The 12,402-nt window shown below is 65.2% G+C and carries 10 protein-coding genes; 4 read left to right on the top strand and 6 right to left on the bottom strand.

The genetic code is table 11. The features are described from left to right. Nucleotides 1-136: 136 nt before the first annotated feature. Nucleotides 137-400: a hypothetical protein gene (locus AABA86_RS07005; protein WP_212249733.1), complete on the bottom strand. Its 264-nt coding sequence runs from the start codon at nucleotides 398-400 to the stop codon at nucleotides 137-139. A gap of 220 nt (nucleotides 401-620) precedes the next feature. Between AABA86_RS07005 and AABA86_RS07000 the strand changes: the two genes are divergently transcribed. The 4 genes from AABA86_RS07000 (at nucleotide 621) to AABA86_RS06985 (ending at nucleotide 7,497) form a co-directional block, all read left to right on the top strand. Then, nucleotides 621-1,868 (top strand): SMP-30/gluconolactonase/LRE family protein, encoded by a 1,248-nt coding sequence (locus tag AABA86_RS07000; RefSeq protein WP_338306282.1) that lies wholly within the window; start codon nucleotides 621-623, stop codon nucleotides 1,866-1,868. Nucleotides 1,869-2,157: 289 nt separating this feature from the next. Beyond that, nucleotides 2,158-3,342: a calcium-binding protein gene (locus tag AABA86_RS06995; RefSeq protein ID WP_338306281.1), complete on the top strand. Its 1,185-nt coding sequence runs from the start codon at nucleotides 2,158-2,160 to the stop codon at nucleotides 3,340-3,342. A gap of 167 nt (nucleotides 3,343-3,509) precedes the next feature. After that, on the top strand, nucleotides 3,510-6,020 hold the full coding sequence (gene uvrA / locus AABA86_RS06990; protein WP_338306280.1) for an excinuclease ABC subunit UvrA: 2,511 nt from the start codon (nucleotides 3,510-3,512) through the stop codon (nucleotides 6,018-6,020). A gap of 166 nt (nucleotides 6,021-6,186) precedes the next feature. After that, nucleotides 6,187-7,497 (top strand): ABC transporter substrate-binding protein, encoded by a 1,311-nt coding sequence (locus tag AABA86_RS06985; protein WP_212249741.1) that lies wholly within the window; start codon nucleotides 6,187-6,189, stop codon nucleotides 7,495-7,497. Between the two features lie 63 nt (nucleotides 7,498-7,560). On the opposite strand, the gene AABA86_RS06980 is transcribed toward AABA86_RS06985, so the two are convergent. The 5 genes from AABA86_RS06980 to AABA86_RS06960 all read right to left on the bottom strand — a co-directional run bounded on the left by AABA86_RS06980 (nucleotide 7,561) and on the right by AABA86_RS06960 (nucleotide 12,402). Further along, the gene (locus AABA86_RS06980) at nucleotides 7,561-8,730 is read right to left on the bottom strand and encodes a Gfo/Idh/MocA family protein (protein WP_212249742.1); all 1,170 of its coding nucleotides are present in this window, start codon (nucleotides 8,728-8,730) and stop codon (nucleotides 7,561-7,563) included. A gap of 43 nt (nucleotides 8,731-8,773) precedes the next feature. After that, nucleotides 8,774-9,085, bottom strand: coding sequence for a septal ring lytic transglycosylase RlpA family protein (locus AABA86_RS06975; protein WP_212249743.1), 312 nt, complete (start codon nucleotides 9,083-9,085; stop codon nucleotides 8,774-8,776). A 103-nt stretch (nucleotides 9,086-9,188) separates the two neighbouring features. Then, the gene (locus AABA86_RS06970) at nucleotides 9,189-10,034 is read right to left on the bottom strand and encodes a CmcJ/NvfI family oxidoreductase (RefSeq protein ID WP_338306279.1); all 846 of its coding nucleotides are present in this window, start codon (nucleotides 10,032-10,034) and stop codon (nucleotides 9,189-9,191) included. 332 nt (nucleotides 10,035-10,366) lie between these two features. Next, complete coding sequence (locus tag AABA86_RS06965) at nucleotides 10,367-11,305, bottom strand: ABC transporter substrate-binding protein (protein ID WP_338306278.1); 939 nt, start codon at nucleotides 11,303-11,305, stop codon at nucleotides 10,367-10,369. Beyond that, nucleotides 11,302-12,402 carry an LLM class flavin-dependent oxidoreductase gene (locus tag AABA86_RS06960; protein WP_338306277.1) on the bottom strand — a complete coding sequence of 367 codons (1,101 nt, stop codon included), beginning with the start codon at nucleotides 12,400-12,402 and terminating at the stop codon, nucleotides 11,302-11,304. The genes AABA86_RS06965 and AABA86_RS06960 overlap by 4 nt, the downstream gene beginning before the upstream one ends.

Below are 12,402 nucleotides of genomic sequence, written 5' to 3'. Positions count from 1 at the left end.
GACAGCGGGCGACACAGGCACAGTCCCGTAGCCCGGATGGAGCGAAGCACAATCCGGGACAGTGCAAAATGCCGGGCGAGCCGTCCCGGATTACGCTTGCGCTCCATCCGGGCTACGAGAACCTCCAAGCTTCGCCCTATCCCGCGCGGCGGGCGCGGGCTCTGCTTTCCCAGCGGGTCAGCATCTGGCCGAGCTCGCCGGTGACGACAGGGATTGCCGTGATCACGCTCGCGACCTCGTTGGTGTTGGCGGGCGCGTTGGCGGCAAGCCAATCCGGCTCGGAATATTCGCGCCAGCGGCGGGCTTCCGCGCGTCGTTTGCTGGAGATGTGATCACGCGTGAAATAGCCGGCCGCGAACGCGATCCCAAGCAACACGATCAATACGATGACGCCACCCACATTCAACTCCGTGCATCTGACCGGCCGGTTCTTGCGTGGCAATCCGCGCGAAATCATGGCTTCGACACGGCTTTTTCTTCAGCGCATTCGAATATGACGACATTGCGGCTCACAACCGCACGGAAGAATTCTATTCCTCTCGCAACCGGCGGCGGACCGCATTAACCTCCGCTTCCGCTCGGCCGGATCAACCGGTCAGCGACATCATTGGGAGGACGCGATGACACGCCAAGAGGCTCGTGACCGCACGGCTCGTGACCACGAGCAGCGTGAGCAGGATGCTGCGCTTTCACGACGAACACTTGTCCGGGGGCTTGCGCTCGGCGCGGCGGCCACGATTGCCGGCCCCGCGCTGGCTCAGACCGGACCCGCCGCACCGCCGACCACCATCACCACCCCGCCGCGCGATTTCGGCCCCCATGGCGCGCCGACCACCTATTTCTGGGACCCCGATATCATCGCGGTCGATCCCTCCTTCAACGATCTCGCGCAGCCCAACACCGCGATCAAGCGCCTGTACACCGGCGTGCTGTGGGCCGAGGGCCCGGCGTGGAGCGCGCAAGGAAGATATCTCTTGTGGAGCGACATTCCCAACAACCGGCAGATGCGCTGGAGCGAGGATGACGGTCGCGTCAGCGTGTTTCGCACGCCGTCCAACAACTCCAACGGCAATTCATTCGACTTCCAGGGCCGCCAGCTCTCCTGCGAGCACCTGACCCGCCGGGTGACGCGCTATGAGCATGACGGCACCGCCACCGTGCTCTGCGACAATTACAACGGCAAGAAGCTGAACTCGCCGAACGACGTCGTCGCGCATCCCGACGGCAGTTACTGGTTCACCGATCCACCCTATGGCGGTCAACTCTACGAAGGCGAGCCGGACGCGGCGGGCGGTCCGAGCAATGCGGGCGGCAAGCTCAATCCGCGGATCGGACAGCCGGCCGGCTTCCAGCCGGGCAAGCGCGAGCTGCCGACCAATTGCTATCGCATCGACCCCTCGGGCCGCATCGACCTCGTCGTCACCGAGGAGCAGGTGCCCGATCCCAACGGGCTGTGCTTCTCGCCTGATTACAAGAAGCTCTACGTCGCCTCGACCGGCAAAGGGCCGGGCGACAGCGGCCCGGGCGGCAAGGGCGAGATCTTCGTGTTCGACGTCGGAGCTGACAACAAGCTCGCCAACCCCAAGAAGTTCAGCGATTGCGTGATTGACGGCGTGAAGTGCGGGCCGGACGGGGTGCGCTGCGACGTCAACGGCAATGTCTGGGCCTCCAGCAATGCCGGCCGCGCCGTCGGCTACAACGGCGTGACGGTGTGGTCACCGGAGGGCAAGCTGCTCGGCCGCATCCGCCTGCCGGAGGTGTGCGGCAACATCACCTTCGGCGGCCCCAAGCGCAACCGCCTGTTCATGGCCGCGAGCCAGTCGCTCTACGCGGTGTTCACGGCGACGCAAGGCGCAGGGCCCGGCTGAGACGAGGCAAGTCAAAGCAGGGCGCCGGCATCACCGCCGGCGCCCTGCTGCTTGTCTGCGGCATTATCCGGTGGATCGATCGCCGCAAACATGCCGGCGCACCTGCGTTTCATGACAGCTTGACGACGCGCATCCTCCGATGCGGTTCCTCGGCCGCAATCAAGCTGCATCGCAGGCCAATCTCCGCCATCAAACCAAAGATGATGCGTGACGCGGCAAGGCCGCAGCGCGGTGCGCGGGCGTGACGCTCGGCGCGATCCGCGCCTGACATGGACTGGGAGCCTACGCGATGCGCCATATGCCAAACGACACGATCATCGTCAGTGTCGGAAGTGATGAACTCGTGATCGCGTTCGGAGACCCCGGCCTGCCGGTCGACGGCCGCGGCGGTAACGACATCATGATCGCAACAGTCGATGGCGGCCCCAGCAGCCTGCTGTTCGTCGGTGACGAGTCGATCCTGGAGGGCCGATCGCATGGCGGCAACGACCTTCTGGTTGCGACGGTCGAGGGTCGCTTGCCCTATGTGTCTTTTGACGGCGACGCGCAGATCATGTCCGATCAGGCCCATGGCGGTAACGACGTGCTGCACGTCGAGGCCTCGAACACGACCTATGCGAGCGTCTATCTCTCCGGCGACGCCGAGATCGCGATGAGAGACGACGCCAAGGGCGGCAATGACCTCATCACGGCAGAGATGGGCGACAGATCGTATGGCGCGTTCAGCGGCGATTCCGGATCGCTCATGAGCGGCAACGCTGAAGGCGGCAACGACTTCGTCAGCGTGGTCCAGGCCGGCGTCTCTGGCAACGCGTCGATATCAGGTGATGCCTTGGTGACCATGACCGGCGATGCACGCGGCGGCAACGACATCCTCATCTACACCGTCGGCGCCGATGCGCGGTCCGGCGGTGCATCGCTCCTCGGCGACAGCGACTACATGAGCGACAATGCCCGCGGCGGGGACGACATCCTGATCGCAGCCGTCGCCGGCAACCCTGACTCGACGTCGATCACCCTGTTCGGCGATGCCTCGAGCATGTCAGGCAGCGCGCATGGCGGCAACGACATCCTCATGGGCAGCGATCGCGGCGACCGGCTGTATGGTGACGCCAACACCTACGCGCCTTCCGCGGCCGGCTCGATCACCGGCGGCCGCGACCTCCTGAACGGCGGGGGCGGCAATGATCAGCTGTGGGGTGGGCCGAACAACGATCTGTTCGTGTTCAACGCCGGCTCGGGCCAGGACGTGATCAACGATTTCGATCAGGGCAACAAGGCGGCCGGCAGCACGGCGCTGGAGCACGATGTGATCGACGTCCACGCTTACGGCTTTGCAGGCTGGGCCGAGCTGAAAAGCCTGATCAGCGACGACAGCTCCGGAAATGCGGTGATCCACCTGACCGCCAACGACACGATCACGCTGGACGGCATTCACGCCGCCGATCTCAACGCCAGGGATTTCATCGTCTGAGGTGCGGCGAGAGTCCGGTCGGCACCGGCAAGCCAACACATCCAGCAGGGCCCGTCGCGTTTACCGCGGCGGGCCTTCGCTTTGTGCAGAAACCAAAGCCCACGCTGGCACCGGAGGACCCATCCTGCGATCTTGTCGTTACCCCCCGTGTGGGTTAGAGGCGCGAGATGGATGATCGACCAGAGCAGACTGAGAGCCTGACCCAGGACGACGGCTTCGTTCACGTCCGGGGCGCGCGCGAGCACAACCTGAGAAACGTCGACGTTCGCATTCCCCGCAACGCCCTCGTCGTGTTCACGGGCGTGTCGGGATCCGGGAAATCCTCGCTCGCCTTCGGAACGATCTACGCCGAGGCGCAGCGGCGCTATCTGGAGTCGGTGTCGCCCTATGCGCGGCGGCTGTTCCACCAGATGCAAGTCCCTGAAGTCGACGACATCGAAGGCCTGCCGCCCGCCGTTGCGCTCCAGCAGCAACGCGGGGCACCGACGACGCGGTCGTCCGTCGGCAGCGTCACCACCATCTCGAATCTGCTGAGGATGCTCTATTCGCGCGCCGGCGATTACCCGCGGGGACAGCCGATGCTCTACGCGGAAGCGTTCTCGCCGAACACGCCCGAGGGGGCGTGCCCGACCTGCCACGGCATTGGCCGGATGCTCGACGTGACCGAGAAGTCGATGGTGCCCGACGACACCAGGACGATCCGAGAGCGCGCCGTCGCGGCCTGGCCGAGCGCTTGGCAGGGGCAGAACCTCCGGGACATCCTGACGACGCTCGGCTACGACGTGGACAAGCCCTGGCGCGAACTTCCTAAAAAAGACCGCGACTGGATCCTGTTTACGGATGAGCAGCCGACCGTGCCGGTTTATGCCGGTTATGACGCCACCGAGGTCAAACGTGCCCTGCGCCGCAAGGAAGAACCCAGCTATCAGGGCACGTTCACCGGCGCCAAGCGCTACGTGATGCAAACCTACGCCAAGTCCGAGAGCGCGATGATGAAGCGCCGCGTCGCGCAATTCATGATCACGCGGGATTGCCCGACCTGCCACGGCACAAGGCTCAAGCCCGAGGCCCTCAAGGTCAGGTTCGCCGGCCTTAACATCGCCGAGATGTCGCACCTGCCGCTCAAGCAATTGCAGGAATTGGTCAAGCCGTTCGCAGAAGCCTCGACAGACAGATCGGAGAAGACCGTCGTCGCCAGGCGCATCTGCGAGGATCTGTCGGCGCGCCTCGCCGTCCTGCTCGACCTCGGACTCGGCTATCTCGCCTGCGAACGCAGCACGCCGACGCTGTCGCCGGGCGAGTTGCAGCGGCTGCGGCTTGCGACGCAGGTCCGCTCGAACCTGTTCGGCGTCGTCTACGTGCTCGACGAGCCGTCAGCGGGCCTGCATCCCGCCGACACCGAGGCGCTGCTGCGGGCGCTGGACCGGCTGAAGCACGCCGGCAACTCGATCTTCGTGGTCGAACACGAGATCGAGGTGATCAGCCACGCCGATTGGCTGGTGGATGTCGGGCCTGACGCCGGCGACGGCGGCGGGCTCATCCTCTACAGCGGGCCACCGGAAGGGCTCGGTGACATCGCGCAATCGCGAACCGCGCATTACCTCGCACGTCCGCGACAGAAGCTGCCGACGGTGCGCCGCGACCCGAAGGGACATCTGAAGCTCCGCGGCGTGGTCCGCAACAATTTGCGCGGCCTCGACGTCGACATCCCGCTCGGTGTCATCACCGGCATCACCGGCGTGTCGGGCTCCGGCAAATCGAGCCTGATCAGCCAATTCCTCGTCGATACCGTTGCCGCGCATCTCGGCCATACGCTCGCCACTGACGCCGACGACGACAGCTTGGCCCCGACGGTCGAGACACTGGGCGGCAGGATCGTTGCCGGCCTTGACCAAATCAACCGCCTCGTCGTCGTCGATCAGAAGCCGATCGGCCGCACCCCGCGATCCAATCTTGCGACCTACACCGGTCTGTTCGATCATGTCCGAAAACTGTTCGCGGCAACGCCGCAGGCAAAGTCCCGCCGCTACGATGCCGGACGCTTCTCGTTCAATGTCGCGAAGGGACGCTGCGCGACCTGCGAGGGCGAAGGCTTCGTCTGTGTCGAGCTGCTGTTCCTGCCCAGCGTCTACGCGCCCTGCCCGACCTGCAAGGGCGCCCGCTACAACGACAAGACGCTCGAGGTGACAATCCGCGGAAAATCCATCGCGGATGTGCTGGCGATGCGCGTCGACGAGGCCTTCGAGTTCTTCCGTGACGATTCCGCGCTGAGCCGGTCGCTGTCGGTCGTGCGCGAGGTCGGGCTCGGCTATATCCGGCTCGGCCAGTCCGCCACGGAGTTGTCCGGCGGCGAAGCCCAGCGCATCAAGCTGGCGACCGAGCTGATGCGTCCGCAACGCGGCCATACGCTCTATGTCCTGGACGAGCCGACCACCGGTCTGCATCCACGGGATGTCGAGCGGCTGATCGCGCAGCTGGAACGGATCGTGGATGCCGGCAACAGCATCGTCGTGGTCGAGCACGACATGGACGTCGTGGCGCACAGCGACTGGATCATCGATCTCGGCCCCGGTGCCGGCGACGAGGGCGGCCGCATCGTCGCATCGGGAACGCCGGACCAGGTTGCCAAGGCCGGCGGAAAAACCGCGCATTATCTGGCGCGGCGCTTGAAGCAGTAGCGCGACGATTGTCGGATGCGGTCGCCTCGCGGTCATTTCGCAATTGCGTTCTATGGCGCTACTGACGGACCCCGACTTTCGCGATGTTGACTTTCCGCCGTCCCGCTCCGCATACTTCGCGAAAAGATAACAACCAATCATAAGACGGTTTTTGAGGGAGGATAGGATGCCGACTTCACGCAGGCAGCTGCTGAAGGGTACGGCGGCTGCCGCCGCCACACTCAGCCTCGATTGGACCAGGGCCCAGGCGCAGGCCGAGAATTTGCGGATCGGCCTGATCTACGACCTCACCGGCCCGTTCGCTGCCGGCGGCTCGGTCGCCTCCTCGGTCGGCGCGCAGATCGCCATCGACCTCGTCAACGAGAAGGGCGGCATCGGCGGCAAGACCAAGATCGTGCCGGTCGCGGCGGATTCCCAGAGCAAGGCCGACGTCGCCATCAACGAGGCCGAGCGGCTGATCAGCCAGGAGAAGATCGACATCATCAACGGCGTCTATTCCAGCGCGCATGCGGTGCCGATGGCGGCGAAGGTCGAGCAGCAGAAGAAGATCCTCTGGATCACGACCGCGGTCTCGACCGCCGTGTTCAAGGACAAGAACCTGCAATACGTGTTTCGCGCGCAGATCCATTCCGACCAGTACGGCCAGGCCTTCGCCGGCTTCATCGCCGAGCATGCGCAAGGCAAGCTCGGCATGGAGGCAAAGGACGTCAAGGTCGCGCTGATCCACGAGGACGGCCCCTATGGCGTCGGCGTCGCCGCTGCCGACGAGGCCTATGCCAAGCAGGCCGGCATCCAGGTGGCGATGCGCGAGGGCTATTCGGCGTCCGCGCCCGACCTCTCGGTGCTCGTCACCAAGCTCAAGCGGGCCAAGGTCGATGTGATCTCGCATGCCGGCTACAACCCCGACATCACCCTGTTCCTGCGTCAGGCCCGCGAGAGCGGCCTGCGCTTCAAGATGCTGTTCGGGGCCGGCGCCGGCTACAGCCAGCTCGACAAGCTGCGCGCCACCTTCGGCCCCGACATCGACAATTTCTGCAACATCGATCCGGTGCCGGCGCAGTTGCTCGATGCGGCAAAGCTCGCGCCGGGCATGGGCGATCTGATCAAGACCATGGTCTCGCGCTACCAGACCAAGACCGGCGCCACCGACGTGCCGCCGCACTGCTCGATGGGCTTCAACCAGACCTGGGTGCTGCTCAACAACGTGCTGCCGGTGGCCAAGGAGAAGTACGGCAGCTTCGAGCCCGAAGCGATCCGCAAGGCGGCGCTCGACGTCGACATCCCCGCCGGCGGCACCATCCAGGGCTATGGCGTCAAATTCTTCCCGCCGGGCACGCCGCTGTCCGGCCAGAACGAACGCTCGACCCCGGTGGTGATGCAGAACGCCGGCGAGCACATCTCGGTGGTGTGGCCGACCAACATCCGGACGCAAGACCCGGTGTTCCCGCTGCCGAAGGGCTCGACCTACGGGGCGTAGGCACTTCGCCTCTCCCCGCTTGCGGGGAGAGGGAGCACACCTCCGCTGCGGTGATGAGCTGCTTCACAACACCACCCGTCGCCCCTCCTCCGCGGCCCAGTACCCGGCGTAGTTCACCTTGATCGTCTCATAGGCGAGCGCGAGGTCGGACAGCGGCTGCCGCCCGGTCGCGACGCATTCCATGAAGTCCTGGATCTCCTGCAAATAGCCGCGCGTCCATTCTTCCTCGAGGCAGACATATTGCCAGCCGGTCTTGCGGTCGACTTTTTCGGTGATGTAGACGCTGGCGAGCTTCTCCTCGGAGGTCTGGTAGCTCATCAGATGAGTGTTCGGGGTGATGTTGGCGAACAGCGAGCCGCCGGACGTGTAGGTCTCGACCAGATTGCGCACGCCGCCCATGATCATGTCCCCGGAGAACACGGTGGCCTTGGTGCCGTCCGAGAACGTCGCTGTCAGCGTGCCCCAGTCCTCGACATCGACGGGATTGGCCTTGATGGTGGTGCGCTCCTCCGGCTTGAGGCCGGCTGTGACGTTGCCGACATCGCCGGTGACGCTGGCCACGCGGATGCTCTCGCCGCGCGCCTTGGCCTCGACCTGCTTCAGATACAGCACGGCCGAGAGCGGATGGCAGCCCATGCGGATCAGCGAGCCGCCGCCGGTCATCGCCCATTGCGCGGCATGGGCCGCGTGCGAGCCGGAATGGCTCTCCTCGCCCTTCATGAACAGGATCTTGTCGCGGGTTGCCCTGATGATCTCCGCGGTCTTGGTCACGGCCGGCGCGTAGATCCAGTCCTCGGCATACATGAAGAGCTTTCCGCTGCGCTCGATCGCGGCGCGCGTCTTGTCCATCTCCTCCAGCACGCGCTCATACATCAGCGCCTTCGGCACGCGCTTGCCGATCGGCTGCTCGTCGCCGTCGCGGCCGAAATAGCCGGCGAACGGCTTTTCGCAGATCACGTGCTTGCCGGCCTGCATCGCCGCGACGATCATTTCCGCGTGAAGATTCGGCGGGGTGCAGATGTCGACGACGTCGATCTCGCGGTCGGCGATCAGATCGGCAAAGCTGCGATAGACCCGCGGGATGGTGTGGCGGCCGGCGAATTCGACGACGCGGTCGCCGCGCGCGGCCACCGCCGCGACTTCGACGTCCACGCCATAGACGCGTCGGAACGCATACACGTGCAGCTCCGACACGAAGCCGCAGCCGACGAGTCCTACCCTGATCCCAGCCATAGTGCCCCCTTGCTTTGGGCGGTACTATAGCGCGCTGGCCGACCTATTCCACGGAGACCCGCACCACGCCGGCACTCATCATGCCGAGCGCCCGGGCAGCCGGCACCGAGAGATCGACGATACGGCCGCGGATGAACGGGCCGCGATCGTTGACGCGACACTGGATCGTGCGGCTGCCATAGGAGACCCTCAGCACGCTGCCGAACGGGCGCGTCCGATGCGCGCAGGTGAGCTCGCCCTTGCCGGCTTTTCCGTAGCCGTAATAGGAGGCGAGCCCGCTTTCGGCATGGGCAACAGAAAATGGTGAAAACGAGAAAGTAGCGAGACAAAACAATAGCGTCGGCTGCGCGCGCACGGCACCGCTCCGGGTTGGCCCAGACCCGTCGCGCAAACGCCAGTTTGTTCCGTTCAGTTCCTGGAACTGCCGGGACGAATCCCGGCAGCGCCATCACACATTGTTACTGTTTGTGAAAAACCAGCGTGCGCACCTCGATGCTTTCGCGCGGCGCGGCATCATCAGGCGTGGTCGGATCGACGAAGGCGGTGTGCGGCCCGAAGCGGGTGCGGCCGTCGGTTGCGGAATCGTAGCATTTGAGCAGCAGCGCCTCGTCCGGTGTCATCTCCGGGAAATAGAACCAGCGATGATCGGGATTGTATTTCACCGAATAGGTCTCGCCGCGGCGGTTGGGATAGATCAGGTCTGACGCCACGAGATCGTCGGGCGCAACCGTGGTGCCGTCGGCCATGGCGAGCGGTGAATCGCGCAATGGACCGCGGATCGGACGCCACAGGTTGATCACCTGCACGCGACCCTTCAGCAGCTCTTCGGCCTCGTCAGGCAGATGCTCGCGCACGCGGTTGGCGCCGGAGATTGCGGTCTGGTCGACATGGACGCGTGTCGCCGGCTGGCGCGGGCCACCGCCGCGGATATCGGCCGCGCCCTCGACGCGCCTGCGCACGGTGTGGTCGAAGATGACGACGCGGTCCGCCTTCAGCGTCGCCCGCAGGAACGCCTCGACGGCGGGATAGTAGACCGCCCTCACCTCCGCGTCGTCGTAAAAGTCCTTCACTTGCGTCGGATGGCGCACCAGCGCAAAGCCCTCGCGATCGAGCGAGACGTTTTGCGCGATCAGCCGCGCATCGAAGATCGGCACCTGATGTGGCTCCGGCAGCGACGTGCTCCTGGGCTCACCGGGCGGCGGGTCAAAAGCGTAGGTGCGCGGCTTGCCGGATGTCGGCGCGAGATAGTTGAGCTCGGCAGTGACGAAGGGAAGCGATTCGATTCTTGTTTCTTGCAGGCCCATGGCCGGTCTCCCGATGTGGTCGTCGGATTGATTTTTGAGGGGGCACGACGTGGCACAAGAGGTGGGATGCAAATAGCAATGAGGATGTTGTCGGGAGCGAAGAATGCAGAAGGAACGTGTCGCGCGAGACGATTGCGCTGGAACGGGCTCTTCCTGCTTCACGGATGCTTGAGTGTTAGTGATAACTCGTGCCCCGGACGCAGCGCAGCGCTTCTTCAGCGGTGCGCTGCTGAGCCGGGGCCCATCTCTCCGAGAGCATCCTGCGTGGTATGGGTCCCGGCTCTGCGGAGCAGCGTTGCACGCTGCACCGCGTCCGGGACACGAGGACTTCGTTACAACCCCGCCTTCGCAATCGCATCCGCAAAGGAGCGGTCGACGATCTCTGCGGCATCGAGCTTCTGCTTGATCAGGCCCCAGCGGAAATAGAGGTCGATGGTGCCCTGCTCGTCCGCGACGACGCCGTCGTCGATCGGCGCGATGCGGATTTTTGCGCGCGAGAGCCAGTTCTGCGGCACGGCAACCGGAATGTTCATCAGCCTGCCCCAGGTCGCGGCATAGCTGTCGATATTGCTCAGCGACCATGCGCGCGCCGCGGTGAGGCGGCGGATGAAGTCCGTCAGCTCGGCGCGCTTGTCCCTGATCGCGTCAGGCCGCGCCACCTGGAAGCTGAGGCCCGGCGTCAGGCCTTCCGAGGTGATGATGCGCCGCGATTTGAACAGCACCTCCTCCTGGCTGACATAGGGCTCCCAGGTCGACCATGCGTCGACCGAACCCTGCGTGTAGGCGATCTTGGCATCCGAGGGCGCCAGGAACGCGATCTGCACGTCGCTCGCGCTCCAGCCGTTCTTCTCCAGCGCCGCGAGGATCAATTGATGGCCGATCGAGCCGCGGCCGGTTGCGATCTTCTTCCCGCGCAAATCGGCAAAGCTCTTGATCGGCGACGTCTCCGGCACGAGGATCGCGAGCCCCTCGCGCGTCTGCCGGATCGCGGCGATCGCCTTCACCGGCGCGCCCGAGGCGGCGGCGAAGGTGAAGGGCGCGTCGCCAACGAGCCCGGTCTCGATCGCGCCCGCGCTGAGCGCCTCCAGCAGCGGGGCTGCCGCCGGAAACTCCTTCCACTCGATCTTGTAAGGAACGTCCTTGAGCACGCCGGCCGCTTCCATCACGGCCTGCGAATTGCCCTTCTGGTCGCCGACGCGCAAAGTGGTTTGCGCTGCCGTCAGCTCGAACGAGCCGAACAGCAGCGCGCCGGCCAGCATGAGACGGATCATTCCGCGGCCTCGCCGCGCACGGCCTGGCGCCTGGCGACCAGCTCTCGCGTCAGCGGGATCAGCTCACGACCATACTCGATCGCGTCGATCAAGGGATCGAAGCCGCGGATCAGGAAATGGCTGATGCCGAGGTCGTAATAGTCGCCGAAGACTTCGGCGACCTGCTCGGGCGTTCCGACCAGCGCCGTGGTGTTGCTGTTGGCACCGGTGAGCTTTGCGATCTCGGTCCAGAGCCGCTTGTCGATCCGGCTGCCCTGGTCGGCGAGCGCGAGCAGGCGCCGTGCGCCGGCGGTGGCATGGCCGTCGGCCGGCTTGCGATAGCCGGTCTTGTCCTGCAGCGCGCTGGCGCGCGCCAGGATTTCCTCGGCCTTTTCCCAGGCCTGCTTCTCGGTGGGGGCAATGATCGGACGCACCGACAGGCTGAAGCGCGGCGTCGGCCGGCCCTGCCTGACAGCGGCGTTGTGGACGCGCGAGGTCACGTCGCGCACTTGCGCGTAGGATTCACCCCACAGCGCAAAGGTGTCGGCGTGCTTGCCGGCGACGTCGATGGCCGCATCCGAGGCGCCGCCGAAATAGACGCGGATGCCTTCGGGGCGATACGGCTTGACCTGCGAGAAGGCGTTCTCGACCTGATAGTACCTGCCCTTGTAGGTGAACGGCTTGTCGCTGGTCCATTCCAGCTTCAGAATGTCGAGGAACTCGGAGGTTCGGGCGTAGCGCTCGTCCTTGTCGTCGAGCGTGTTGCCGTCCTGCCTGAGCTCGGTGGCGTTGCCGCCGGTGATGACGTGCAGCGCGACGCGGCCGCGCGAAAACTGGTCGAGCACGGCGAACTGCCGCGCCAGCAGCGTCGGGGCGGTGAAGCCGGGCCGCTGCGCGATCAGCACGTTGAGGCGGGAGGTCGCGCCAAGGACGTGCTGCGCCACCTGGAGCGCGTCGGGCGAGGTCGAATGAAATGCCAGCAGCGCGCGATCGAAGCCGGCATTCTCGTGCGCCTTCGCCACCGTCTCGATGTGGGTGGGGTTGAGCACTGGTCCCTCGCGGACGACGGTCTCGGACGAATTGTTGTTGCTGATGAAGCCGATGAACTCGATCGACAT

The organism is Bradyrhizobium sp. TM233 (assembly GCF_036247965.1).
In the GTDB taxonomy this organism is placed as follows: Bacteria; Pseudomonadota; Alphaproteobacteria; order Rhizobiales; family Xanthobacteraceae; genus Bradyrhizobium; species Bradyrhizobium ottawaense.
This window is presented reverse-complemented; position numbering and strand designations above follow the sequence as displayed.